This is a genomic window from Roseibium sp. MB-4 (assembly GCF_053005265.1).
The window spans coordinates 231,938-256,920 of record NZ_JBRKQB010000002.1; the positions used below are offsets into that span (position 1 = coordinate 231,938).

The 24,983-nt window shown below is 54.5% G+C and carries 22 protein-coding genes; 15 read left to right on the forward strand and 7 right to left on the reverse strand.

From position 1 onward, the window contains the following. Positions 1-55: 55 nt before the first annotated feature. From ACVDG4_RS12185 to ACVDG4_RS12205, 5 genes are all read right to left on the reverse strand, one after another. Positions 56-4,333, reverse strand: a complete 4,278-nt coding sequence (locus tag ACVDG4_RS12185) for a tetratricopeptide repeat protein (protein WP_447235270.1) — start codon at positions 4,331-4,333, stop codon at positions 56-58. Positions 4,334-4,460: 127 nt separating this feature from the next. Continuing rightward, positions 4,461-5,186 (reverse strand): MotE family protein, encoded by a 726-nt coding sequence (locus ACVDG4_RS12190; RefSeq protein WP_447235271.1) that lies wholly within the window; start codon positions 5,184-5,186, stop codon positions 4,461-4,463. Further along, positions 5,183-5,755, reverse strand: a complete 573-nt coding sequence (locus ACVDG4_RS12195) for a DUF6468 domain-containing protein (RefSeq protein ID WP_447235272.1) — start codon at positions 5,753-5,755, stop codon at positions 5,183-5,185. The genes ACVDG4_RS12190 and ACVDG4_RS12195 overlap by 4 nt, the downstream gene beginning before the upstream one ends. After that, positions 5,752-6,990 carry a flagellar motor switch protein FliM gene (fliM, locus tag ACVDG4_RS12200; RefSeq protein ID WP_133946566.1) on the reverse strand — a complete coding sequence of 413 codons (1,239 nt, stop codon included), beginning with the start codon at positions 6,988-6,990 and terminating at the stop codon, positions 5,752-5,754. The genes ACVDG4_RS12195 and fliM overlap by 4 nt, the downstream gene beginning before the upstream one ends. Before the next feature lie 8 nt (positions 6,991-6,998). Further along, entirely contained in the window at positions 6,999-7,508 is a 510-nt protein-coding gene (locus ACVDG4_RS12205; protein ID WP_133946564.1) for a flagellar basal body-associated FliL family protein, read from the reverse strand. A 282-nt stretch (positions 7,509-7,790) separates the two neighbouring features. On the opposite strand from ACVDG4_RS12205, the gene flgF reads away from it, so the two are divergent. From flgF to flgH, 4 genes are read left to right on the forward strand one after another with little or no spacing between them, the layout of a single operon-like run. After that, on the forward strand, positions 7,791-8,531 hold the full coding sequence (gene flgF / locus ACVDG4_RS12210; protein ID WP_409692655.1) for a flagellar basal-body rod protein FlgF: 741 nt from the start codon (positions 7,791-7,793) through the stop codon (positions 8,529-8,531). 21 nt (positions 8,532-8,552) lie between these two features. Further along, positions 8,553-9,335: a flagellar basal-body rod protein FlgG gene (gene flgG / locus ACVDG4_RS12215; protein ID WP_409692658.1), complete on the forward strand. Its 783-nt coding sequence runs from the start codon at positions 8,553-8,555 to the stop codon at positions 9,333-9,335. 30 nt (positions 9,336-9,365) lie between these two features. Continuing rightward, complete coding sequence (flgA, locus tag ACVDG4_RS12220; protein ID WP_409692661.1) at positions 9,366-10,334, forward strand: flagellar basal body P-ring formation chaperone FlgA; 969 nt, start codon at positions 9,366-9,368, stop codon at positions 10,332-10,334. After that, positions 10,334-11,083: a flagellar basal body L-ring protein FlgH gene (gene flgH / locus ACVDG4_RS12225; RefSeq protein ID WP_409692665.1), complete on the forward strand. Its 750-nt coding sequence runs from the start codon at positions 10,334-10,336 to the stop codon at positions 11,081-11,083. The genes flgA and flgH overlap by 1 nt, the downstream gene beginning before the upstream one ends. Positions 11,084-11,313: 230 nt before the next feature. On the opposite strand, the gene dksA is transcribed toward flgH, so the two are convergent. Continuing rightward, positions 11,314-11,730, reverse strand: coding sequence for an RNA polymerase-binding protein DksA (gene dksA / locus ACVDG4_RS12230; protein ID WP_133946556.1), 417 nt, complete (start codon positions 11,728-11,730; stop codon positions 11,314-11,316). Between the two features lie 165 nt (positions 11,731-11,895). Beyond that, positions 11,896-12,318 (reverse strand): flagellar assembly protein FliX, encoded by a 423-nt coding sequence (locus tag ACVDG4_RS12235; protein WP_133946553.1) that lies wholly within the window; start codon positions 12,316-12,318, stop codon positions 11,896-11,898. 313 nt (positions 12,319-12,631) lie between these two features. Between ACVDG4_RS12235 and ACVDG4_RS12240 the strand changes: the two genes are divergently transcribed. The 11 genes from ACVDG4_RS12240 (at position 12,632) to ACVDG4_RS12290 (ending at position 24,983) form a co-directional block, all read left to right on the forward strand. Beyond that, the gene (locus tag ACVDG4_RS12240; protein ID WP_447235273.1) at positions 12,632-13,777 is read left to right on the forward strand and encodes a flagellar basal body P-ring protein FlgI; all 1,146 of its coding nucleotides are present in this window, start codon (positions 12,632-12,634) and stop codon (positions 13,775-13,777) included. Continuing rightward, entirely contained in the window at positions 13,777-14,088 is a 312-nt protein-coding gene (locus ACVDG4_RS12245) for a rod-binding protein (RefSeq protein ID WP_209174069.1), read from the forward strand. Before ACVDG4_RS12240 ends, ACVDG4_RS12245 begins: the two co-directional genes overlap by 1 nt. Then, the gene (locus ACVDG4_RS12250; protein WP_209002126.1) at positions 14,085-14,579 is read left to right on the forward strand and encodes a hypothetical protein; all 495 of its coding nucleotides are present in this window, start codon (positions 14,085-14,087) and stop codon (positions 14,577-14,579) included. Before ACVDG4_RS12245 ends, ACVDG4_RS12250 begins: the two co-directional genes overlap by 4 nt. 211 nt (positions 14,580-14,790) lie before the next feature. Beyond that, positions 14,791-15,228, forward strand: coding sequence for a flagellar protein FlaG (locus ACVDG4_RS12255; RefSeq protein ID WP_447235274.1), 438 nt, complete (start codon positions 14,791-14,793; stop codon positions 15,226-15,228). A gap of 534 nt (positions 15,229-15,762) precedes the next feature. Continuing rightward, a complete protein-coding gene (locus ACVDG4_RS12260) occupies positions 15,763-16,890 on the forward strand; it encodes a flagellin N-terminal helical domain-containing protein (RefSeq protein WP_447235275.1) in 1,128 nt (375 codons plus the stop codon). A gap of 241 nt (positions 16,891-17,131) precedes the next feature. Beyond that, positions 17,132-18,646, forward strand: a complete 1,515-nt coding sequence (locus tag ACVDG4_RS12265; RefSeq protein WP_306150145.1) for a flagellin N-terminal helical domain-containing protein — start codon at positions 17,132-17,134, stop codon at positions 18,644-18,646. A gap of 284 nt (positions 18,647-18,930) precedes the next feature. Beyond that, entirely contained in the window at positions 18,931-20,469 is a 1,539-nt protein-coding gene (locus tag ACVDG4_RS12270; RefSeq protein WP_209174073.1) for a flagellin N-terminal helical domain-containing protein, read from the forward strand. A gap of 372 nt (positions 20,470-20,841) precedes the next feature. Beyond that, complete coding sequence (locus ACVDG4_RS12275) at positions 20,842-22,362, forward strand: flagellin N-terminal helical domain-containing protein (protein WP_209174074.1); 1,521 nt, start codon at positions 20,842-20,844, stop codon at positions 22,360-22,362. 286 nt (positions 22,363-22,648) lie between these two features. Further along, the gene (locus tag ACVDG4_RS12280; protein WP_306149098.1) at positions 22,649-24,139 is read left to right on the forward strand and encodes a flagellin N-terminal helical domain-containing protein; all 1,491 of its coding nucleotides are present in this window, start codon (positions 22,649-22,651) and stop codon (positions 24,137-24,139) included. Positions 24,140-24,229: 90 nt separating this feature from the next. Further along, on the forward strand, positions 24,230-24,727 hold the full coding sequence (gene flbT, locus ACVDG4_RS12285; protein ID WP_286183269.1) for a flagellar biosynthesis repressor FlbT: 498 nt from the start codon (positions 24,230-24,232) through the stop codon (positions 24,725-24,727). Then, complete coding sequence (locus ACVDG4_RS12290) at positions 24,672-24,983, forward strand: flagellar biosynthesis regulator FlaF (RefSeq protein WP_228198267.1); 312 nt, start codon at positions 24,672-24,674, stop codon at positions 24,981-24,983. The genes flbT and ACVDG4_RS12290 overlap by 56 nt, the downstream gene beginning before the upstream one ends.

Consider the following 24,983-nt stretch of genomic DNA (forward strand, 5'->3'; position numbering starts at 1 on the left):
AATCATAGCGCCAAATTTGGCCTTGCTACATCTAGTGCAATCAATAAACTCGGCCTTAACCGGCCGGTTCAGCTTCAACCGGTGGGCCTTCCGCACGGTTGGAACTGCGGTCCGGGGACATGTACTGACGCCGGTACTCTTCCAGGAATGTTTCCAACGAGTCGACGTCCGCCAATTGGCTGGCAACTTCAAGGAACTCGACGCCCTGCGCCTGGATCGGCCGGGTGACCACTTCAAATGCCAAAGCTTCCGGACTGTCGGCCATCTTGGCCATATACTTGTTCTGCAGACGCTCCAGGCTCAACTGATCACCGGCAAGAGAATAGGCAATCCCGGCGCGCAGAATGTCCCGGCGCTCAAGTTCATCCAGGGGGATCTGGTCCGACCAGCGGGAGCCGTGCATGGCTTCAAGTTGATCACCGGCATCGCGCCAGCTTTCTGCGGCCCAGAACGTATCGGCCCGGAGCCGATCCACATCAGTTCCGCGCATGTTCCGAACAAGCTCCAGCGCCAGATCTGGACGGCCGCTTTCAGTGAGCGCCCGCGCTTCGACGATGTTACGCTGACGTGTCAGCGTCGACGGAAGGCTGGCCTGGCGGGTCCGGTTCAAGACACGAAGCGCTTCTTCAGGCTTCCGGTCCATTAGATAGATCGCCCCAAGATCGGCGGCGATCTGGGCCCTAGCAGCTCCCTTCAACCGGTTGTCGACCTGATGGCGCAGCAATTCGGTTGCTTGATCGAGAAGATCGACTTCGACAAGGCGCTTGGCGAGAAGACGGACCATTTCATCGCCCTGGCGGCCGATCGGCGTCAATTCTCTAAAATCGTAATACAGCGCCAAAGCCTTGATCGGAGGCATCTCATCCGCTTTGCCGTCGAGGAAAAGCGAATTGAACAACGCGTTCATTTCTTCCTGAAGCAGCCGCGTGGTGTCCGCGTCCGGTTCGGCCTGCACGGCAGATTTCATCGCCTCAAAAGCTTCCCGGTACTGGCCTTGCTCCGCATAAAGCTGGGCCAGGAACCGAAGCGTTCTGAGTTCGATTTCGTCTCCGCGCCAGGAGGTAGAAAGGGCAGCAAGCTGATCGATCGCTTCATCAATGGTCATCTCGCCATCGCGGTAGCGGATGCGCAGCGCACGGTATTCGGCTTCCGCTGCCCGCGGCCGGTCATCGGACCGGGCGACCAGATCAAACACGGTCAAGGCTTCCTGGGAGCGGCCGGATGCATCGGCAACACGGCCACGCAAGATGTCATAGCGCGCCGCTTGGGCCCGCGTGACTTCCGCAGGTTCGATTTCGGCCAGAATGCCGTTGGCGATCCCGAAATCATTGGCTTCCACCATTGCCTGAGCGGCGGCCAACTTGAATTCGGTCTGGATCGAGGTCGGATAGTTACCGACCACGGCCCGGCCTCGCGGCATGGCAATCCGGGCCTGTGTCCAATTGCCAAGCTTTACATCGACGATTGTCTGCCAGACTGCCGCATCAGGGCTGTTCTTCAGGTCCGGTCGATGTAGATGCTCATACGCTTCCTCTGGCCGATCCGCCATTGCAAGCGCCGCACCCTTGACCAGGTTGAACGAACTATCCTCGGCAAGGGCAAGATTTTCTTCCAATGCGAGGTTTAACCAGCCCATCGCTTCCTGCGGAAACTGATGTGCCAGGTAGAACCGAGCCAGAGCCATCAGGGGCTTGGCGCGTTTGCCTTCAGGTGTTTGCGCAAGATCTGATTGCAGTTCGTTCAAGCGGGACCGGAATGCGCCCGGCCCTGTTGTACTCAAAGATACAAACTCGACAGTTCCATCGTCGTCCGGCTCGATAATCCGGCTGAGCGTTCCCGTGCCGCCGCGCAAATGGCGATTGGACAGAGCAAGGCCACCGTCTTTCTCGATGATGACATCATCACCGAGAATCTTGATCTTCACACCATCGGAGCGAGTCGCCAACGCAATGCCCTGAGCCGAACTTAAGGCTTCCAGATCGACGAAGTTTTGCGGCTTCAACAATCCTCGCGGCGGCCCGAACCCGGTCACAAGAGAAATCGTGTCACCGACAAACGGATCCGTGATACTGCGAATATGTTGCGGATCCTGATACAGAACCCGCAGAATGGAGCCGCCATCACCGCGAACCGTCCGTTCCATCTTCAACGGAATGGACGGTTCCAAAATCAAGTCCCCAATGACAAGGGACCAGGCATTGCCATCAGCGCCAACGGTCGCGAGAACCGGATCATTCATGTCCAAGCGGAGGATCTGATAGTCCCCGTGTTGCTCGACATCGATCGTTTCAGCGGTTTCGGCAAGGGCGGAGACCATGCCGCGCGTATCGATCGTTGCGTCCGTATCAAACACGAGCCAGATGCTATCATTCCGACGGAAGACTGCGCTCGACACCGGTTCTGAGAACGGGAACACGACCCGGACGGTGTTGCCGATCCGGCGGGCTTCTGCAGACACAAAGTTCCTGGCTTCCGCGCCAAAGTTTTCGGGCGGGCGCTCGGGCGACACACGCGGAGCCCCGACATCACGGCCACCAGTGGCGCGCCAAGTCTCAGGCGCCTGAACCTCGGTTTGCGGCAGCTGTATCCCGGCCGGAATGTCACTGCCGCCAAGGGTATTATTCTGCCGGATTTGAACCGAACTGTTTGGCACGGCAGGACGATTGTTTTCGTCGAGTGCCTCTGCCGGCTGCAAGGTCGGAATGGCGTTTCCAGGCTGCGGCGCCTCTGGTATTGGATCACCAGGTTGCTGCGTGGACAAATCCAGCATAGGGGCTGGTCGCGAAATTTGTTCTTCCAGAGGCGGAACGTCGCCGAGCGGCATGGCGCGTTGGCTTGCCTGAGCCAATTGGATTGGTCGCGGTACGTTCACATCAGACGTCCCGGTCGCGTATGATTCGCCGAACTCGCCGTCTTGGGGCCCAATCGAAGCGGTGATTTCACTGCCATCTGCTTCCGCAGACGCCTCGTTCCCATCAGCATCTGCCAGAACCACTGGATCTGCGGACACGCTCTCAAGCGGCAAATTGGTTTCGCCAGGAGCTTCGTCTTCAGAAACGACTTGAACCGGGCCTTGCCCGGTCCTGTTGTTGGCTCTGTTTTCTGCGTTGGGAACTCCGGAAGTTCCAGGGGGTTTCTGCCGGGGCCCATCGCCTGCAACGCCAGCCGGCGGAGGCGCCTGAGCGATGGTAATTTCTTCTATCGGTGGTGCCTGAGCTGAATCATCGGTTGGCGCCGCCTGGCTGCCATTGTCCGAGGAGCCCGCCCCAACCCCTCCAAGTGGAACTGCTGTAAAACCTGGAGATTCATCCGCACGGGATTCTTTAAGCCGCCCACCACCGGAAGAAGACACGGCTGCCGGCGGTAAGCCACGAGGGTTTCGGACCTCCCGCGTGTCCCGCAGCCCCGGAGCCGTTATCATTTGCGAGCGGTTTTCGTTGTCAGCAACGGACAGTTCCTGATTTATAAGAGCATTCGCCGGATCATTCGGCTCCATGTTCTCCGGCGTAACATCGATCACATAGGTCTGCTCTTCGCGGAACGCTCGGATATCGACAGACGGTTCAACGCGCATCAAAAACTTCAGCTTGCCTTTGTCCAGAAAAGACGTCGCGTCGATCACACCAGGTGGCAGGTGTGTGCGCAGATGCGAGATATCCAACTGGGCCGGATGATTGAATGTCAGTTTGATAATATCGTTTTCACGAACAAACGCGGTATCGAACTTGATGGACCAGTCGAACACCAACCGTGTGAACGTTGGATGCTCTCCGACATGCAATGTGACTTGCGGTCCTTCTTGCGCCTTCAAGCGCGCCTGCTCCAAAGCGCGCACTTTGCGCATCGCTTCTTCGGCGCGTTTCGCCAATTCCCGGACAACATCGTCTGGCAGTCCTGGCGGCAGACCGCTCCAGGTCATCGGCAGGATATCAATGAAGAGCTTTTCGCCGGCCTCAAGCGTATTGATCTGGTATTGGGTTTTCAGAGCAAAGCGGATCGCGGCTCCATCCGGATCGCGCCGGGCGATGGTGACGTAGTCGCTAAGGTCCAAAGGAACATCATCGACATTGACGTCGATCGGATCCTGAAATGAGATCCTGAGCACACCGCCCGTTATTACCGCGTCATACGTCGGCAGGAGGGTCCGGTCCTTGAATGTCAGAACAATACGGCCAAAGCCTTGCTCCTGAGAAACTTCCAGTTCAACCGGTTCCAGTGTGTCTGCAAGAGATATGGACGCAGGAACAGTTAGCGAAACCAAGGCCGCAACGAGCAAGACGGCAACCTGCAGGCACGCAAAGGCTCTCCGTTCGCAGAAATCTGCGAAATTCATAAAAGCCAGCGATGTCTGAGTTCGCCTTGGCAAGTTGTTTTGACCTCGTTTGCCGCCAACACTGTAGTTTAGTTATGTCTTGTTAACGCGCCCTTACGTCGCTTGCAGAGATCAGGCTATTTTTTGCTCAATTCGACGGAATCTTGGGTAGGATTCCACCGGTGGGCGCCTGGGCCTGAACAGGTTGCGCTTCCGGCTCTGGCGGCGTCGAAGATTGGCTGGCAATCGCCACCGTCAAACGTTCCGCGGCATCAGGAGACATGCGCGCCAAAATATCCGCCATTTTCCGCGGTTTCATTTGCCGTACGACCTTCAAAAGGATCGGCAGGCTAAGACGGTTGAAAATACGAGCTGCGTCTTTCGGCTTCATGTTTTCGTACATGGTCACAAGACCAGCGATTTCGTTCTCTTCCTGCTGCTTTTTTTCCTCCACGGCGGCACCGATGCGGGCCTCGAGTTGTTTGAGTTCTTCCACCCGCTGCTCGATCCGCTCTTCGGTCGCCTGAAGTAGGCGTTCCCGCAGATCCAACTGACCTTCCTGCTTCTGCAGGTTTTCCCGTCGTTTCCCGAGGCTTTCCAAAACAGCGCGCTCAGCCGCAGAACCGCCGATTTCCAAGCTATCCGGAAGCACCGGCTGGGCAGGCGGAGGAACGGCCCCGGGAGGTTGCGCCGCCGGATCAGCCGGAGCTGGTGGCGCTTCACCGCCATCCGCCGCGGGTTCAGTCGTTTCTTGTGCAATCGCACCATTGATTGGCAGGCTGCCGGTTTCAGGACCCACAGCAAGTCCCAAAAGCTTCAACCCGAACAGCGCGCTCGCAGCGACACCCAACAATGGCAACAATCTCAAGTTCATGCAGCAGCGCCCTTACGCTTGTTTCGAAACTGCTCCAACCGCGCCGTGGCTTCCTCAGCCGCACTGCGGATATCCGAGGCCCTGCTTGCGCGTCTGCGCTCCGGCTCGACAGCCGGCGCACTTTGCGGAACCACTGGTTCAACAGCTCCATACCCCGCAGGTTGCGGCACCGGAGCATTTTGCGGCTGCACCGGGTACGGGTCCGCTGCCGGAACAGGTTCTCGTTGCGGAGCCGACGACTTCGTGGCCCCTGCAATCTGAGATATCCGCGTAAACACTTTATCACCTTCGCGGATCTGGTCAGCCAAGGCGTTCGACATGGTTTCTGATTCCTTAAGACGCTTGCCAAGCGACTTGTCTGCCTCGGCTGCGGTCGTCTTCAAACCAAGGATTGCGCGCTCGGCAATTTCCGTGGCCGTCATCAACTCGGAAATGGTTGCACGCAGGGTCTGCTCATCGGCTCTCAAGCGCTGCAAACGGCGGTTCAGGATCCAGCAGTAAGCGATCGTAATGACCAGCAGAACGGCAACAAGAGCCTCAATAATCAATCCGATTGGCAAGGATGTCATGGTTGCTCCATTTCACTCTGCATGGCCCGCTCGAACGCCGCCAATGTCATTTTCGGTTTGCGCAGGTTCCGCGCGATACGGATGGCAATAGAGTCTTCCGTTTTGCCAAGCGTCCCTTCAGTCAGCGGAATATTTCCGCATTTGACCAGCACTGGATCCGTCGGCGAAACGTCGAAGACCAAGGTCTGCCCTACATCCAGACTGAGTACCCGTCCGAGCGGCAGATAGGTCTCGTAAAGAACCGCATCGACTTCAATCTCCGCCGCATGGATTTCTGTCGCCAAGTGGCCTTCCCAGATCGGATCACGGCCGAATTTTTCACCCATGAACATCTGGAGCAGCAGATCACGGATCGGCTCCAGAGTTGCGTAGGGCATCATGATTTCAACGGTCCCGCCGCGATCCTCCATGTCGATACGCAATTCGACGAGGATCGCCGCGTTCGCCGGCCGGGAGATCGCAGCAAAGCGTGGGTTGGTTTCCAGACGCTCCAGATTGAAATGGACCGGCGACAGCGGCGCGAAGGCCTGTTCTGCATCCTGAAGGATCAGCGATACCATCTGCTGAACGAGGTTCGTTTCGATGGTTGTATAAGGACGCCCCTCCACGCGGGCCGCCGTGGTGCCCCGGCCGCCGCCGAGCAAGACGTCAATGATCGAATAAATGAGGCTTGATTCAACGGTGATCAGGCCAAATCCGTCCCACTCCTCCGCCTTGAAGACGCCGAGAATCGCCGGCAGCGGGATGGAATTCAGATAGTCGCCAAAACGCACGGAGCTGATGGAGTCCAGCGACACTTCAACGTTATCGGAGGTGAAGTTGCGCAAGGATGTTGTGGTCAACCGCACGAGACGGTCGAACACGATTTCGAGCATCGGCAAACGCTCGTAGGACACCATTGCCGAGTTGATCAGCGCGCGAATCCCGCTCTGATCACCAGCAATCGTGTCCTCGATGTTGAACCCGAGGAGGTTGTCGATCTCTTCCTGGTTGAGAACGCGGTCGGCGCCGCGGGTGGCGTTTTCCAGATCCGGCTCGCTGTCATCGATCATGGCCGCCCATTGCGCAGCCATGTCGTCCGAGCTGCCAGCGCCCTGCTCTTCTAGAGCAGCGCCCCAGGCCGCGGCCAGATCTTCATCGTCATCGCCACCTGCGCCCTGCTCCGCCAGAGCAGCACCCCACGCATCAGCCATGTCCTCTTCGGACAGATCATCATCGTCGTCGGCGTTTGCCATTCACACCATCACTGAACAAGGATTTCCTTGAACAGCACCCCTTCCACTTTTGCCGGATAGACCGACAAGTTGATCCGCCTGAGCAATTCTTCCTTCAAGCGGAACAGGCCGGCAGACCCTTCCAGGTCTGCGGGACGAAGCTCGCGCAAGTAGATCTGAAACGCATCGAGGATGCGCGGCAGATACGGTTGGATCTGATCGATCATTGCGCGGTTTTCGACCTCCAGAGCGATGCGGACCTTCAGGTAGGTCGTGCGGCCCTCGGTCGCCAAATTCACAGTCATTTCCGGAAGGTCATAAAAGACCACCGGTCTTTGCACTTCCTGCGGCGCCGCATCTTCACCTGGCGCAGGCGCCGGCATGCTGTCGCCCATGAACAAGAAGTAGTAAGCCCCGCCTCCAACGGCGAGCAGGACCACAAGCCCAATTGCCCCAAAGAGAATGAGTTTCTTTTTACCGCCACCACCGGCGGCATCTTCCTCACCATCTTCTTCGGCTGCGGCATTCTCGTCGGTCATGCTGCCCTCCGCACATGCGCGAGCGCTCGCGCGCGCTCTAAAAATTACTAAAGTGTTAAAGGTTAACGAATGGTTACCAATCCACTTCAGCGAGTCACCGGGCAAAAATTGCCAAGTGGTTAACTTCTGCCGGAATCTCTTGCCGGACGCACCACCCACTCACGGGTTTTGCCCAGTTTTCCCAAGGATTTAAAAACTGGCACGGCTCCTGCATTAACCTTAACGGGCGCCGACGTCTGGGGAGGCTGAAGCGCTCATCGGGGAGCAAAGGAACCGTTCATTATGGAGAACGTACATCTCATAGGCCTGTCCCGGCAGTCCGCTTTGCGGAATCAGCTTGATGTGGTCGCCAACAACATGGCGAACATCAACACGACAGGTTTTAAGTCGCAGCGGCTGCTCTTTGAAGAGTACTTGATGCCGGTTGCCGAAGCGACGGAATTCCAAACACCGGACGAAACGCTGTCCTATGTTTTGGACTATCAGTCTATTACGGACTTTGACACCGGCGCATTCAAGATGACCGGGAACGATCTGGACCTGGCGATCGAAGGCGAAGGCTTTTTCGTCGTCCAGATGGGTGACGGTACCGAAGCCTACACACGCGACGGTGCGTTTGTGATCGATCAGAACGGTCAACTCGTCACATCCGATGGACGCCCGGTCTTGACCACAGGCGGCCCGATCACTTTCTCGGCCGAAGATGGATCTGTTGAGATCGCTAAAGACGGCACGATTTCAACGGAACTTGGAATTCGCGGCGTCATCCGTGTGGCGTCTTTTGAGGATCCGCAGGAACTCGAGAAACAGGGTGACAACCTGTACCGGGGCGAAAACCCGGGCATCCCGCAGCGGTTCAATGTCGTTCAGGGCGCCCTCGAACGCTCCAATGTCGAAGGTGTTTACCAGGTAACCCAGATGATCGAAGTCACCCGGGCCTACGAATCTATCACCAAGATGCTCAAGGACGTGAATGATCTTCGCCAACAGGCGATCCAGGTCCTTGGAAAACTTGAAGCCTAAGCGCCTTAAGGAGAACGCAACATGAGAGCTCTCTACACCGCCGCGACCGGTATGAAGGCGCAGGAATACAACGTCGAAGTCATTTCGAACAACGTCGCCAACATGCGGACGACCGGCTACAAGAAACAGCGGGCCGATTTTCAGGACCTTCTGTACCAAAACTTGCGCCGCATGGGCACCGAAACATCAGGCGACGGCACGATCGTCCCGACCGGCATCCAGATCGGCACCGGCGTGAAGCTTGCCGCAACGGGCCGAGTGATGTCCCAGGGCTCACTGGAAAACACCGGCAAGGAACTGGACATTGCAATCCGGGGGGAAGGCTTCTTTCAGATCCAGCTGCCGGGCGGCACCACCGGCTATTCACGCGACGGTTCATTCGAGCGGGATCAAAATGGACAGCTGGTGACCATTGACGGCTATCCGCTGGATCCGAATATCACCATACCGGAGAACACCCGCGATCTGACGATTGCAGCTGATGGCCGTGTGCAGGGCATCGACGCCGGTGGCGCAACGGTGGAACTCGGACAGATCCAGCTGGCCCGGTTCGTCAACAAAGCCGGTCTTGAAGCGATCGGTGACAATCTGTTCCTTGAAACAGATGCGAGTGGCGCGCCGCAAACCGGTGATCCGAACGATGACGGCTTCGGCAGCACACAGCAGTACTTCCTGGAAATGGCCAATGTGGATGCGGTGACCGAAATCGCCGATCTGATCTCGGCCCAGCGCGCCTATGAGATGAATTCGAAAGTCATCCAGGCGGCCGACCAGATGTACTCGACCACCACTCAGATCCGCTAACGAGAAAGGCTTAAGTCGATGAAGACCTTAATGATAGCCGCTCTTAGCCTGGCAATGGCAGCACTGGCCAGCTTTGGTGCAGCAGCCAATGAGCGCCCGGTTCTACGGTCCCAGGTCATGACCTTGTCGGACATTGTGACAGTCGGGGACTTCTACTCTAACGCCGGAGATGTGGCACAAGTGCCGCTGTTCCGGTCCCCTGACATGGGAACCTCCGGCAATGTCCCGGCAACCACGGTTGCACAACGCGCCCGGGATGCCGGCCTGGTTACAGCCGGTACGGACGGCCTGCGCACAGTCGTCGTTCACCGCGGCGCGACACGGCTCAACCGCCATCAGCTGGAAAACCTTATTCGCAACGATCTCGCAAAGCTTGAAGCAGGCATTGATCCTGAAGGGCTCGAAATCACTCTTCTGCAGGCCCCTGACCAGATCCTGGCAGACCCAAAGGCTGTGGATCCGGTCCGCATCGACAGGATCAACTGGAGCCGCAACAACGGACATTTCACAGTGTTCGCAACCATTGCAGTCGAACACGGTACACGCCCTTTGACCGTGACTGGCACTGCGGTTGAGATGATTGACGTTCTTGTGCTCGGCCAGCCGTTGAAGCGCGGCGACATCGTTCAGGAGGGAGACTTCACAACGATCCGCCTGCCGCGTTTGAAAGTGAACACCGCAGCGCTCCAGGACGGCGCGAACATTGTCGGCAAGGCGGCTCGAGTGAACCTGCGCCCGAGCCAACCCTTGTCGCAGAAGGATTTTGAATATCCGGTTCTGGTCGAACGCGGCGACAAGGTCACAGTCACATACAATCTCGGCGCTATGAACCTCACCTCCCGGGCGAAAGCCCTGACCAACGGCGCCAAAGGCGACGTAATTGATGTCATGAATCTCCAGTCCCGGCGTGTCGTACCTGCGACCGTGACTTCCCGCGGCCAAGTAGTTGTTCATGCCGCTCATGCAGTTGTTGCAAGCCTGAACCACGAGGCCAATTAATGTCTATCTCTCGCAACATATCCCTGTTGGGCAGCATCGCCCTCGCAGCACTTGCTGCAGGATGCGGCTCCGCAGACCGGCTGGCGAATGTCGGCCAGCAGCCCGCCCTGAACGCCATTCAGGACCCGACAACAACTCCCGGATACAGACCGGTTCAAATGCCGATGCCGGACCCGGTTCAGGCGCACTACAATCCGAACTCCCTTTGGCAATCAGGCAGCCGAGCCTTCTTCAAGGATCAGCGCGCAAGCCAAGTCGGTGACATCTTGACCGTCGTGGTCTCCATCGATGAAAAAGCGGAGATCGAAAACGATACAGCCAGAAGCCGCACCGAAACCAACGGCGCGGGCGTTGGCGGTGCGCTTGGAAATGCCATCGACACCATATTCCTGCCGGCTGGAAGTTCCGCCAGTGACCTTGGAAACGTTAACAGCAGTTCGACTTTCGCCGGAGCCGGCGAAGTGGACCGTGAAGAAGAACTGCGCACAACTGTTGCTGCTGTCGTGACCCAGGTTCTGCCGAACGGCAATCTCGTCATTGAGGGGCGTCAGGAAATCCGGGTGAACTTCGAAGTCAGAGAGTTGATTGTAGCCGGTATTGTCCGTCCGGAAGACATCACCTCCAACAACACGATTGCCAGCCAGCAGATTGCGGAAGCTCGCATCGGTTACGGCGGACGTGGCCAGATCACCGATGTTCAGCAGCCGCGCTACGGCAATCAGGTTCTGGATATCCTCCTGCCGTTTTAAACCGGCAAAATCACACACCAGCTCCCCCGGCTGCGGCAGGCAAGTCAGACGTGAAAGGCCCACTGCAGCTGAACCGGGCACGGCATCTCGCTCCCCGAGTGCCGTGCCCGATTTCTTTTGATCCCAGCGATCACCGACATTCAATCAGACATAAAAAAACCTCCCCGTCTCCGGGAAGGTCTTCAAGTCAAATTGGCTTGCGAATTCAGCAAACCGGCCGTTACTGGAAATCAGTCGTCGCGATACACCTTTTCACGGCGTTCGTGCGCTTCCTGAGCCTCAATCGACAACGTCGCTATTGGCCGCGCCTCGAGCCTGCGCAGAGCAATCGGCTCTCCCGTCTCTTCACAGTATCCGTAACTGCCATCCGCAATCCGCTCCAGGGCGGCATCGATTTTTGAAATCAACTTGCGTTGGCGATCACGTGCGCGCAGCTCGATAGAACGATCCGTCTCCGAAGATGCGCGGTCTGCCAAGTCAGGGTGGTTCTGGCTTTCCTCCTGAAGGGTCGCGAGTGTTTCAGCGCTTTCTTTCAGGATCTCATCTTTCCAGGCAAGCAGCTTGTTTTTGAAGTATTCCCGCTGCCTATCATTCATGAACGGCTCGTCTTCCGAGGGTCGGTATTCAGACTCAATATCAACCGTCATCTACAACTCCGGTTTACCGTTATGACGGGCGCAATATATAGGCGGTTCGTCCCGGGGACAACGGTTCATTTGGTAAAATTAGCGTCATAAATTCTGCAATTAATTCAATTTGTTGCGTAAATTTTAGCCAATATCCCGGCTCAGTTTCAACGCCCTTGGGCACGCTCAATCAGGGAATCGGCCGAGCTTTGCGAGCTCTACTTTGACCCTTAGTTCGATCTCTTCCAGCACCCTGTCGACCTCCTGGTCGCCGCTGGATTGGCGCTTTGAAACTGTCAGCGAAAGCTGCTCCAAACGATCTTCGGAAACATGGCCTGCCAAAAGATCCGCCCGGATCATTTCCAGGCTGTCCAACAGTGTATGCCCGTGCCGCGCTGCTTTCTTGCGCCGCTCGGTCCGTTCATCCACTTCCTGCAGAGCCAGAAGCGCGTCGATGCCCTGAATGCCAGCTCCACCGGCTGTGGCCTGCGTTGCCGGTTGCTCAGCGGCTCCACCAAGGTCCGGCGCAAAATCGCTGCCTGAACTGCTGCTCTTCTTTGCGCCGCGCCCCTGAACTCCGGTTAACGGTTTGCTCCCGGTTATACGCATTGCTCTTTCCTAATGTTCTGAACGGCTGGTCAACACCAAGTTGCTCCATGGCCTGACAGAATCTGCCTTGAAGGGTAAATGAGTCCGGGCAAGCAAGGCAATATTTGCCGGGCATCTATTGTTAATCATTAACTCTATTCGCCACATTTGCGTGGATATACTCGCCATTCTTCGGCAAACGGCGCAGAATCCAGCCACTTTAGCGTCTCAACCCAACCAGGCCTGAAACTTGGCACGGCTCTCGCATAATGCATCTCGAACCATAGTGACCCTTGGCTGATAAAACGGCCTCTTAGATGGATCTGCGTGAAGAATGCGTCGTCTGATCACATATTTCGAAAACCGCGCGGCCCGCGTCACACTCATTGCGGCTGCCCTTGTCTGCTTACAGCTTGCGATCGCTGTTCAAGCTGTCGCTTCCTCAAGGATCAAGGACATCGCGGATTTTGAAGGCATTCGTGAGAACCAACTAATCGGGTACGGCCTGGTTGTCGGCTTGAACGGCACTGGCGACAGCCTCAACAACACACCGTTTACGCAGCAGAGCTTGCAGGCCATGCTGGAACGGCTCGGTGTGAACACACGGAACATTCCGCTCAACACCAACACGGTTGCAGCTGTCATGGTGACGGCAAACCTACCGCCGTTCTCCACTCAAGGGACGCGGATAGACGTGAGCGTTAGCGCTTTGGGCGACGCCTCTTCTCTTCAGGGCGGCACGCTGCTTGTGACGCCCTTGGTTGGTGCAGATGGCGAAGTATATGCAATCGCGCAGGGCTCAGTCGCGATTGGCGGCTTTTCGGCACAAGGCGACGCTGCGTCCATTGTCCGCGGCGTCCCGACAGCTGGCCGGATCGCAAATGGCGGCCTTGTCGAGCGCGAACTGGATTTCAAACTGGCATCGCTGACAAAAGTTCGCCTTGCCTTGCGCAACCCGGATCTCACCACAGCACGGCGCGTGGCGCTGTCCATCAACGAATTGATCGGCATGCCAACTGCAGAGCCTGTCGACCCGGCAACAGTCCAGCTTGACCTGCCGCGCCAATACGATGGCAACATCGTTGATCTGTTGACCGATATTGAACAGTTGATTGTTGAACCGGACCTTGCCGCACGGGTCATCATCGATGAAAACTCCGGCATCATCGTCATGGGCCAGGACGTCAAGGTTTCGATGGTGGCTGTTGCTCAAGGCAACCTGACCGTGACGATTGCAGAAACACCGGAAGTCGTTCAGCCGCTGCCCTTCGCAAACGGTCAGACAGCGATCGCACCACGCACGGATCTTAATGTGAACACCGATCCAGACGCGAAATTGGCGATCGTTCCAAATACAGTGACTTTGAAACAACTCGTTGATGGACTGAATGCGCTCGGAATTGGTCCGCGTGACATGATCTCCATCCTCCAGGCAATCAAAGCTGCCGGTGCTCTCCAAGCCGAAATCGAGGTGCTCTGATGGATTTGCCACTTGCCCCTTCCATGCCGCGCTCCAACCCGCTTGATGTCCTCCAGGGTGTGAACCCGGGTGACAAGACCGCCGCGCGGGCCGCTGCAGAAGAATTCGAAGCCGTGTTCTTGAACAATATGCTGCAAAGCATGTTTTCCGGCCTTGAAAATGGCGGCGCCTGGGGTGGCGGAACGGGGTCTGATGCCTGGCAAGGCATGCTTGTCGATGAATATGCCCGTACGATTTCTGCTGCCGGCGGCGTTGGAATCGCAGATAGTGTTGAACGTGAACTGCTTGCTTTGCAGGAAGGCGCCCGATGACCGCACAACCAGATACCAGCACCCTTCCCTTTTCTCTCGACCGTCCGGCCAGCAAGCAGGAGGCTGAAAACTTCTGCTCCGCATTATCCGGGACCATGGAAGCGCTCCTGTCCGTGATCGAAATGGAGACAGATCTTGTCCGGGCTGGAAAACTTAAGGAAGCCGGTGAGTTGCAAGCCGACAAGGCGCGCCTCATTCATGAATATACGCGCGGCATGATGTCCGCAAAAGACCATGCTGTTGCGCTTGGCAACCTTGCGCCCGCCGCAACACAGTCGCTGCGCCGACAGCATGGCGAATTCCAACCCGTGCTGCGCATCAATCTGGCGGTTCTTGCAACGGCCCGCGAAGTGACGAATAACATTGTGACGTCGGTCGCAAAGGCTGTTGGGGCCAAAAACGCAACAGCGCCGACCACTTACGGCCGGACGGGCGCCTCTCCCAATGGCCCGCAATCAGCTCAAGGCATTGCTGTGAACCAATCTCTTTGAAACACCAGCCGAGCCTTGATAGTTTCCTCAGTATCCAGTTTTAGCTATCAAAACGAACTGAGAGACGCGGGCTTGAAAACGAATCAAAAATGGTCACAAGAAGATAAATCCAACTCCTTAAAATTCTAACTATTCCGTTAACAGAAGATTCATTCCCTTACGTTATTTTTGTCACTATCGGGCCATAGTATGACGTTACCCGGAGGGCAAAATGGATACCGCATTAGTCCGGCCTCCATCGCCGACATATACGGCGATCACGCCGGTGACACGCGCCCCGGAAAAAGATCAACCGGCAAGTTCTACGGATTTGCCAGCGGAGGACACTGTCCGTCCTTCTGCAGATTCATCTGGATCTCAACGGGCTGCGACAAACGAACAGAACAGGGCCAGTGAGGGCCGCGCTGATCAGTCTGCACTGGAGCGTTACACGCCACCCGTGACACGCCAAAACGTGTTCGACGAAGACAGCGAAAGCCTCATCTACGTTGCAACCAACACGGAAACCGGCGATGTTATTCGCCAGATTCCAAGCGAAACCTTGCTGAGACTGCGTGCCTACAGCGAAACGGTTGCCGCTTACCGGACCCAGGTCGAAGAACAGCAGCGCTCAAGCTCTGAAGACGAAGCCGTTCAACGCACAGTGTAAATCACGGTTGAACGGCTCGTTCCTGAGCCATGCTTCTTGTGGCACGCATATCTATTTCCAGTTTCCAAAACATCACAATCTGAACTGCTTTGTCACCTGATGCCCCCGCATCGTGTCGAGCCTATCGCCCGGGTAGAAGCTCGTCATTCCCACTGAGACCGCAGTTCCCGCTGCTGCCAGTCCAACCGGCTTTGCAAGTATCCATCCGAACGTGATCGATCACTCCCCAGGCCTCCCCCAATCAGCCGTCGCCAAAATCAAAACCAACATCGGTCAGCCACGGGCGGGAACAGTCCAAGAAAATCGTTCGAAAGAGACCGTTAGGCGGCTCGGTTAAAGCACTCATTCCCAGAAACACAGCAGTCTTCCTTGCTGGAACGGCTCGTTTCAGCCAAATTGTGACTGTAGGACTTTGTTAACCTTAATTTCTGCTAACCGTATTTTTTACATTGTCATTAATACCTATAGTCTTTCTTGGTCGGTGATCCCCAGGACGGGAATCTTGTTTTGCGTTTTTCCAAGGAAGGAAAAGAAATGTCCGACATCACCCTCACCAACGCCGTACGGGCCAACCTCAACACTCTGACTTCGACCGCGAAAATGATGTCGGATGTTCAGAACAAGCTGGCGACCGGCAAGAAGGTGAACTCCGCGCTCGACAACCCGAATTCATTCTTCACGGCAAAGGGCTTGGAGAACCGCGCAAGCGATCTCAGCACCCTGCTCGATGACATGGGCCAAGGCGTTCAGACACTAAAGGCAGCAGACAAAGGGATTTCGGCGATTTCCGACCTGGTCGATGCCGCCAAGGCAAAAGCCAACCAGGCGCTGCAGACGTCAGATAAAGTACAGCGTTCCAAATACGCTCAGGAATACAATGACCTGCTGAGCCAGATGGAAGATTTGGCCAAAGACTCGGGCTATAAGGGTAAAAACCTTTTGTCCGGAACTGGCAATGACCTTTCCCTGACCTTCAACGAAGACGGCTCGTCATCCCTGTCAATTTCAGCAGTTGATTACACCAACTCATCTGCTGGCCTTGGTCTGAGCGATATCGACCGCACGGCCACTTCTGCAACAGCTCAACTTGAGTTTGCCGCCGACGGAACGTCAACAACAGCTCACATCGTAGATCAGGGTACATATAAAGCTGGCGACACCCTCACCGTTACGGACAGTAAAGGCGACTCTGTTGGAACAGTTTCAATAACTGACACCATGTCAATGGCCGATCTAGCAACAGCACTCAACGGCTTAACCGGCGTTACGTCAACTTATGACAACACGACCGGAAACATCACGTTTGCCGGTGAAGGCATTCAGCTGAAAAACGGATCCGAAGAAATCGGGACTGGTGGAACAATCAGTGACTTCGACACGGATGCAAAAATCGAGACAGCCCTTTCTGCATTGAAATCTGCTCAGGACACACTGCGTGCTCAAGCGTCCACATTTGGTACAAATCTTTCCATCGTAGAAAACAGGCAAGATTTTACGACCGACCTGATTAACACACTGCAGGAAGGTGCGGGCGCATTGACACTGGCTGATACCAACGTTGAAGGCGCGAACCTTCTGGCTCTGCAAACACAGCAGCAGCTGGCGTCCACTTCCCTGTCGATGGCGTCCCAAGCATCACAGAACGTGCTGCGGTTGTTCTAAGGCAGACTGCTCTCAAGTTCCTGGCGCTTTCATCAAAAAGCCAAGAACAACAGTAGAGCATTGAAATGACGACTATTTCAGGCGACGGGGTGTAACCCCGCCGCCTACACGTGTTTACTTTACGTTATCCATAACGCTTGTTAACCATGTTTATTTAGATTCCGTTTTCAGTTTCAGCCGTTTCATGCGTGCCAGTCCCAGGAAGGGGCTGTGTATCTCGTGTTCCTAGAAAGGAAACAAAATGGCTGACATTACTCTGTCCAGCGCGGTTCGTGCGAACCTTAACACCCTCCAGCAGACCGCATCGTTCATGTCCGATGTCCAGAACAAACTGGCCACCGGTAAAAAAGTGAACTCGGCTCTGGACAATCCGAGCAACTTCTTCACCGCTTCCGGTCTTCAGTCCCGTGCAAACGATCTGGGCACCCTGCTCGATGACATGGGCCAATCGGTTCAGACCATTAAAGCAGCCGACGACGGTATCACCGCCATCACGAAGCTTGTTGAGTCCGCAAAAGCTAAAGCTAACCAGGCCCTGCAAACCGGTAGCCAGTATGAGCGGAAACAGTTTGCTGCGCAGTACAATGAACTGCTCACACAGATCGAAGATGTTGCAAAAGACGCCGGCTATAAGGGCAAGAACCTGCTCGCGGGTTCCGGCAATGACCTTCGGACCATCTTCAACGAAGACTCCACGTCCAAACTGGATGTTTCCGCTGTTGATTACACCGACACCACGTTGTCGACTGGTCTGAACCTGTCCGATCTGACTGAAGGTCAAGGTGGCGCAACTGCGTTCAACCTGTCCGGCGGCAAGACCACCATCACCCTGACAGGTGCTGATGGATCCCTGAACTCCAGCTCCACGTTGAACGAATCCACTGCGATTTCAACAACAACAACTCTGGAATTCACGAACGTTGAGTCCTCGACGCCAACTTTGATCGGTACGACCGTGAGCAACGGCGCAACCGTTCAGGATCTGGTCAACTCTCTCAACGCAACTGAAGGTGTTCGTGCAGAATTTGACGAAACCAACGGCGAGCTGACGATCTACAGCAACCAAGACTTCTTGATCTCTGATACTGATACCACCGCTACAACCGCTCTGACGATTGGTTCTGCGGCCTCGGTAAATGCATCTGCGCTCACGTCTGGTTCGTCCCTTACGGACAGTGGTTCGTTCGCACTTGGTGATGTCATTACATTGACCGACGGCAACGGCTATGAGCTTGGATCTTTCGAAGTCGAGAGTTCCTCAACCGTTGATGATCTGAACACGTTTATCAACGACTTCAACGGCGTAAGTTCAACTTTCGCTGGTGGACGGATCAGCGTTACCTCAGAGACAGATTTGACCATCAACAGTAGCCGTGATGGTTCAAACAACACCGACTTCGGTAGTGAGAACTTTGCTGCAACGACCAACGGTTCTTTCAGCATCTCTGCACTGTCCGACTCTGGTTTCGCAACCGACAACGACATCAACCGGACGATCAGCAAGCTGAACAACGCATTGTCCAACCTGCGTTCCCAAGCTTCTGAATTCGGTACCAACCTTTCCATCGTTGAAAACCGTCAGGACTTCACACGAAGCCTGATAAACACGCTGGAAGAAGGTGCTGGTAAGCTGACACTTGCCGACACCAACGAGGAAGGTGCAAACCTCTTGGCCCTGCAGACCCGTCAGCAGCTGGCTTCGACTTCGTTGTCCTTCGCATCTCAGGCAGACCAGAACGTTCTGCGTCTCTTCTAAGACAGAAAGTCTTAAACACAATCAGAGAAGGCGGGCTTTGGCCCGCCTTTTTCTTTTGTCTCCACTGATCGGCCGCGAACCGCCAGGCCGACGATCCGTCGCTTTTACGGCAACTGCGCATGCCTCCCCTTTCGGCTTGTTTCAAAACAAAGAAATTCCCTTCCCACACGTCGTTAAACCCTTATTAACCATAAAAGTGCGACACAGTTTTTATTGTTATTTTTAACAATGTAATTTTTGACGCTTCAGGAAGAGGCGTCATGACCCCAGGAAAGGGATCCTGAATGTCTGACATCACTCTGTCGGCTGCCGTAAGGCAGAATCTGCTTACCCTCCAGTCCACTGCTGATTTCATGTCCGGTGTCCAGAACAAACTGGCGACCGGAAAGAAGGTGAACTCGGCCCTCGACAATCCGAATTCCTTCTTTACGGCGTCGGGTCTCAATGCCCGGGCAAGTGATCTCGGCACGTTGCTTGATGATATGGGCCAATCCGTCCAGACCATCAAAGCTGCGGACAAGGGGATCACAACCATCACCGAATTGGTGAAATCAGCGAAGGCAAAAGCCAATCAGGCACTGCAAACGCAAAGTCAATATGAGCGCAAACAGTTCGCCGCACAGTACAATGACCTGTTGTCCCAAATCGAAGCCGTCGCAAAAGACAGCTCCTACAAGGGCAAGAACCTCCTTGCTGGGGCTGGCAACGACCTGACAACAATTTTTAATGAAGACGCGACGTCAAAGCTGACTATGGAGGCGGTAGACTTCACTGAAACATCGCTTTCCAACGGCCTAAACCTTTCAGATTTGATTGAAGGTCAAGGAGGGGCCACCGCATTTAATCTGACGGGTGGCAAAACGACAATCACTCTTACAGGCGCAGATGGTGCTCTGAACTCAAGTTCTAAACTTGCCGAAGCATCTGCCATCGCCAGCCTGACAACGTCGCTTGAGTTTGTCGATAGGAGTGAAACGACCCCATCTGCTCAACTTATCAGTGGCTCATCAACTGTGAACGGTGGCCAGACCGTACAAGAGCTTGTGAATACTCTGAACGATCTAAACGGCGTACGTGCAGAATTCGACGACAAGACGGGAGCGCTGACGATTTATAGCAATGAAGATATGCTGATAAGCGAGGTTGGCGTGGGCGGCCTGTCAACCCCAATTACGATCGGCACCGCAGCGGCAGTCGATGCTTCTCATTTTAACACCACCAGCGCAAAACTGGTTGATAGTGCATCATTTGCAGTCGGCGATACCCTTAGCCTGACCGATGGTAACAATTATGAACTTGGCTCGCTCGAGATTGATGAAGACACAACGGTCGATGACCTTGTTAATTTCGTCAACGATTTCCAGGGCGTTGATGCATCCTTCAACAAAGGAACCGGTCGGTTGAGTATCCTGTCGGAAACCGACCTGACACTTGGCAGCAATCGCGGCGGCGGCACCAACTCTGATTTCAATGCTGTAGATTTTGGCGCAAATAGTGATGGTGTTGTTTTGTCCGCTTTGGAAGACTCTAGTTTTGCAACAGACGGTGACATCAACAGAGTGGTGGATCGTTTGAACAACGCACTTTCCACCCTGCGTTTTCAAGCCTCTGAGTTCGGCACCAACCTGTCAACGATTCAGCATCGACAGGATTACACCACCGCTATGATCAATACGCTGCAGGAAGGGGCTGGCGAACTGACACTTGCAGATACAAATATGGAAGGCGCAAACCTTCTGGCTTTGCAAACTCGTCAGCAGTTGGCATCAACCTCCCTCTCCTTCGCATCACAGGCAGATCAGACGGTTTTGTCGCTGTTTTAGGAATCGTTGATTGGTCAACATCGCCTATTAACTTCAAAGCTATTTGCAAAACGGGCCTCGCGGCCCGTTTTTTTTTGCCAATTTCAATTTTCATAATACCGATGGCAAACGCAATGCGGAATGCAAGCATTTCCGCCATTCCTCGCGTTAACCAAGGTGCCATTCACTTTATTAACATTGTTATTTTTTACAATATAATTTACTGAAATTTTGTCTCATAATTGCTATTTTTTACAGTATTCATGATAGCTCTTCTGTACTAATCCAGCAATCCGCAACCCCTTTTACTATTGATTAAGGTTAACAGGGAATTCTTGTGCCAACCTGCTCAGGAAGAGCAGCTGAACATATGACCCAGGAAAGGGATTATTGATGTCAGGCATTACGCTTTCGGCTGCCGTTCGGCAGAACCTGCTTACCCTCCAAAACACATCCTTTTTGACAGCGGACGTCCAGAACAAACTGGCGACCGGTCTGAAGGTAAACTCTGCGCTCGACAACCCGGGCAACTTCTTCACCGCTTCTGCATTGAACGCCCGTGCAAGCGACTTGAGCAGCCTGCTCGACGATATGGGCCAATCAGTGAACACAATTAAAGCTGCCGATGACGGTATTACAGCCATCACAAAGCTGGTTGAGTCCGCTAAAGCAAAAGCAAATCAGGCCCTGCAGACACAGAGTCAGTACGAGCGGAAACAATTCGCCGCGCAGTACAATGAACTGCTCGAGCAAATTGAAGATACTGCTCGGGACTCAAGCTACAAAGGCAAAAACTTGCTTGCTGGCGCAGGCAATGATCTGCGGACACTTTTCAACGAAGATTCAACTTCTCGTCTTGATATCTCCGCAGTTGATTACACTGACACTACTCTCTCTACTGGTCTCAATCTATCGGATCTGGTGGAAGGACAGGGCGGCGCTACTGCGTTCAATCTGCTTGGCGGCGCTACAACCATCACCCTCACCGGTGCCGATGGTGCGTTGAACTCAAGCTCAATACTGAGCGAGTCGACGGCTATTTCGACAACGACGACCCTGGAATTCACGAACGTCCAGTCCAGCACGCCAACACTTATAGGTACCAACGTCAGCAGCGGCGCATCAGTTCAAGATCTTGTGGACGCTATTAACAACACGGAAGGTGTTCGTGCCGAGTTTGACGAAAGCAACGGTGAGCTGACCATCTACAGCAACCAGGACTTCCTGATCTCCGACACAGACACAACAGCGACAACCGCTCTGACGATCGGTTCTGCGGCTTCAGTAAATGCCTCGGCATTGACGACCGGTTCGCTTTTGACAAACAGTGGTTCATTCGCGGTCGGTGACACGATTGCATTGACCGACGGTAACAACTACGAGCTCGGTTCGCTTGAAATCGAAGCGAGCACGACAGTCTCCGACTTGGTCAATTTCATCAATGACTTCAACGGCGTTGACGCGCAGTACAACAACACAACTGGTCGTCTGAGCATCACGTCGGAAACGGACTTGACGGTATCAAGTGAGCGAAGTGGTTCCGCAAATACAGATTTTGCCTCCACAAACTTTGCTGCCACCGCAAATGGTGCGCAGTCCTTGTCTGCTCTGACAGACTCCGGGTTTGCGACTGACACTGAAATCAACCGGGTCATCACGCGGCTGAACAACTCACTTGGAAACCTTAGAACCCAAGCATCCGAATTCGGTACCAACCTTTCGATTGTTGAAAACCGGCAGGACTTTACCCGGGCTATCGTCAATACGTTGCAAGAAGGTGCTGGCAAACTCACCTTGGCAGATACAAACGAAGAGGGTGCAAACTTGCTGGCCCTGCAGACACGGCAGCAGTTGGCATCAACCTCCTTGTCCTTCGCTTCTCAGGCAGATCAGACCGTACTGTCCTTGTTCTAAAAGCAGAATCAGTTTCGCAGCAAAAAACGCGAACAGGAGCACAAACGGCGGGTTCACCACCCGCCGTTTTTGTTGCCTGACTGCAATTACTTGGCAGAAGTCAAAAATTTTCTCTCGTAAATTCAATTAGTTAAAAGAAAGTTTTTGGTAACTTTTATTTAAATAACGTTAATTCGTGCATCACCGATTAACTTTCCGTTTAGATTTACGCACGTGGCCCTGATCTGTGAACAAGTATCCAGCAGCGGCCTGTACGAGTACTGAACAGGAAATGCGGTGAAGCCAGATGCCTGATATTGTTCTTTCCAGCGCGGTTCGCGACAATCTGTTGTCTTTGAAAAAGACTGCGGCTTTTCAGGAAACAACTCAGAACCGCCTTGCGACCGGCTTGAAGGTAAATTCGGCCCTCGACAATCCGAATTCATACTTTACCGCGCAATCCCTGAATGACCGGGCAAATGACCTGTCCAATCTGTTGGACAATATGGGTCAAGCCGTTCAAACGCTTCGCGCAGCCGATGATGGCATTACATCGATCACCAAACTCGTTGAATCCGCCAAGGCCATCGCGAACCAGGCTCTCCAGACATCCAGTGAGTACGAACGGCGCCAATTTGCCATCCAGTACAATGCCATTCTTGAGCAAATCGAGGATATGGCTAAGGATTCGGGCTACAAGGGCAAGAACCTGCTTGCAGGTGCTGGCAATGAGCTTGAAGTCATCTTTAACGAAGACAGCACATCAAACCTGACCGTGAATCCGGTCGATTTCACCGACACCACGCTGGATACAGGCCTTAACCTTGACGACCTTGCGACAGGCGCAAGCGGCACTTCCTCGTTTAATATGTACGGCGGCAGCGCCCAATTGACCCTGACCGGTTTGCAGGCCTCATCCAACCTCACGGATCTGGCCGCATTTGCGGACAACAACCATGTGATGGTCACAGATGGGTCAACGACGACAACCCTTACAGTCGGGGTCGATATCGTTACTGTTCAGGACTACGTTGACGCGCTCGATAACCTTTCAGGCGTCCACGCATCCTTTGACGAAACGACGGACTCAATCACTCTCGTGACAGGTCTGAACAGCAACGTCACGATTACCAAAGACGCAAACGGCGGCGGCAGCACTTCCGATGGTGGTATCACCGCTGGTGCGACGACACTGACTGCAACAGCCCTTTCTTCGACTGCGACACTAATTACCTCAGGCGGATTTAAGGCTGGTGATACAATCACCATCACCGACGGAAACAGCTTCGAACCAGCATCTCTTGAGATTGACGAAGAAACGACCGTCGACGATCTTGTCAAGTTGATCAACAACGTGAAAGGACTTGATGCCACTTTCTCTGGAGGAAGCATCAGTCTGATCGGTGAAGTGTCGTTTAATATCACCAGCGATAACAACGACTTCAACAGGATGCGTCTGGCGTCGACATCCGGAACGGTGGCGTTGAGTGCAACAGCCTCGGAATTCAAGACCGACACGGACATAGAACGGGTCCTGCAGGCGATTAACGCTTCGTTGGACGAGCTTCGTAACTCCGCCCGCAGTCTGGGCACAGCGCTGTCCACAGTCGAGATCCGAACTGACTTTACCCAGAACATCATCAATACACTTGAAGTGGGTGCTGGCGACCTGACAATTGCCGACATGAATGAAGAAGGCGCAAACATGCTGGCCCTTCAAACACGGCAACAGCTGTCATCAACGGCCCTGTCCCTGGCCAACCAGGCGGAACAAAGTGTACTCAGCCTGTTCGGCTAACCGGAAAAGCCGGATTCGGCAGGTATCGGGTGAAAGTGTTAACCTATTTGTTAACGTTTCGCTCCGATACTCAAACGTGGAGGTCAAGGAATGGCGCTCAAGGTCGAGTTAAAGCCGGGAGAAAGGATCATCATTGGTGAAAGCGTAATTACCAATGACAACCAGAGAACCCGCCTGTTCATCGAGGGCGACGCGCCGATCCTTAGAGAAAAGGACATTCTCACACCTGACACCGCAGATACACCAGCAAAACGTGTCTATCTTGCAGTTCAGTTGATGTATTTATCCACCGACCTGGAGCGAGTTAAGGAAAGTTACTTCACCCTGGTCAATGACATCGTGAAGGCCGCACCGAGTACAATCCCTTATGTCACGCGGATTAGTAACTCGATCATATCCGGATCCTTCTACAAGGCACTGAAAGAAGCTCGTAAGCTCATTGAGTATGAAGGGACGCTGATCAGTCATGTACAAACAGGCAGCGCAGGCCTATCAGAAAACCAGCCAGGCAGCACCGGTATCGCCGCGGGAGCTGGAAGCGACTCTGCTGATGAAAGCCGCAGCCCGGCTCCAGCTGATCAAGGATGAATGGGATGACCTCTCCCTTGCAGAGGTCGATGACGCCCTGATTTACAACCGTAAACTCTGGACGGTTCTCGTCACTTCTGCGACCAGCGAAGAGAGTTCTCTGCCACTGGAAATCAAGAACAACATCGGATCTCTGGGGGTTTTTGTCTTCAAACAGACGATGACCGTCATCACGACGCAAGATCCGGAGAAGCTTGGAGCACTTATCAGCATCAACCGCACGATCGCGGAAGGCTTGCGGGCAAAGCCTGAATAA

Excerpts from the sequence above, each read along its gene's own strand:
- ACVDG4_RS12185 (WP_447235270.1), bottom strand. The coding sequence starts at position 4,333 with ATGAATTTCGCAGATTTCTGCGAACGGAGAGCCTTTGCGTGCCTGCAG.
- ACVDG4_RS12190 (WP_447235271.1), bottom strand. The coding sequence starts at position 5,186 with ATGAACTTGAGATTGTTGCCATTGTTGGGTGTCGCTGCGAGCGCGCTG.
- ACVDG4_RS12195 (WP_447235272.1), bottom strand. The coding sequence starts at position 5,755 with ATGACATCCTTGCCAATCGGATTGATTATTGAGGCTCTTGTTGCCGTT.
- fliM (WP_133946566.1), bottom strand. The coding sequence starts at position 6,990 with ATGGCAAACGCCGACGACGATGATGATCTGTCCGAAGAGGACATGGCT.
- ACVDG4_RS12205 (WP_133946564.1), bottom strand. The coding sequence starts at position 7,508 with ATGACCGACGAGAATGCCGCAGCCGAAGAAGATGGTGAGGAAGATGCC.
- flgF (WP_409692655.1), top strand. The coding sequence starts at position 7,791 with ATGGAGAACGTACATCTCATAGGCCTGTCCCGGCAGTCCGCTTTGCGG.
- flgG (WP_409692658.1), top strand. The coding sequence starts at position 8,553 with ATGAGAGCTCTCTACACCGCCGCGACCGGTATGAAGGCGCAGGAATAC.
- flgA (WP_409692661.1), top strand. The coding sequence starts at position 9,366 with ATGATAGCCGCTCTTAGCCTGGCAATGGCAGCACTGGCCAGCTTTGGT.
- flgH (WP_409692665.1), top strand. The coding sequence starts at position 10,334 with ATGTCTATCTCTCGCAACATATCCCTGTTGGGCAGCATCGCCCTCGCA.
- dksA (WP_133946556.1), bottom strand. The coding sequence starts at position 11,730 with ATGACGGTTGATATTGAGTCTGAATACCGACCCTCGGAAGACGAGCCG.
- ACVDG4_RS12235 (WP_133946553.1), bottom strand. The coding sequence starts at position 12,318 with ATGCGTATAACCGGGAGCAAACCGTTAACCGGAGTTCAGGGGCGCGGC.
- ACVDG4_RS12240 (WP_447235273.1), top strand. The coding sequence starts at position 12,632 with ATGCGTCGTCTGATCACATATTTCGAAAACCGCGCGGCCCGCGTCACA.
- ACVDG4_RS12245 (WP_209174069.1), top strand. The coding sequence starts at position 13,777 with ATGGATTTGCCACTTGCCCCTTCCATGCCGCGCTCCAACCCGCTTGAT.
- ACVDG4_RS12250 (WP_209002126.1), top strand. The coding sequence starts at position 14,085 with ATGACCGCACAACCAGATACCAGCACCCTTCCCTTTTCTCTCGACCGT.
- ACVDG4_RS12255 (WP_447235274.1), top strand. The coding sequence starts at position 14,791 with ATGGATACCGCATTAGTCCGGCCTCCATCGCCGACATATACGGCGATC.
- ACVDG4_RS12260 (WP_447235275.1), top strand. The coding sequence starts at position 15,763 with ATGTCCGACATCACCCTCACCAACGCCGTACGGGCCAACCTCAACACT.
- ACVDG4_RS12265 (WP_306150145.1), top strand. The coding sequence starts at position 17,132 with ATGGCTGACATTACTCTGTCCAGCGCGGTTCGTGCGAACCTTAACACC.
- ACVDG4_RS12270 (WP_209174073.1), top strand. The coding sequence starts at position 18,931 with ATGTCTGACATCACTCTGTCGGCTGCCGTAAGGCAGAATCTGCTTACC.
- ACVDG4_RS12275 (WP_209174074.1), top strand. The coding sequence starts at position 20,842 with ATGTCAGGCATTACGCTTTCGGCTGCCGTTCGGCAGAACCTGCTTACC.
- ACVDG4_RS12280 (WP_306149098.1), top strand. The coding sequence starts at position 22,649 with ATGCCTGATATTGTTCTTTCCAGCGCGGTTCGCGACAATCTGTTGTCT.
- flbT (WP_286183269.1), top strand. The coding sequence starts at position 24,230 with ATGGCGCTCAAGGTCGAGTTAAAGCCGGGAGAAAGGATCATCATTGGT.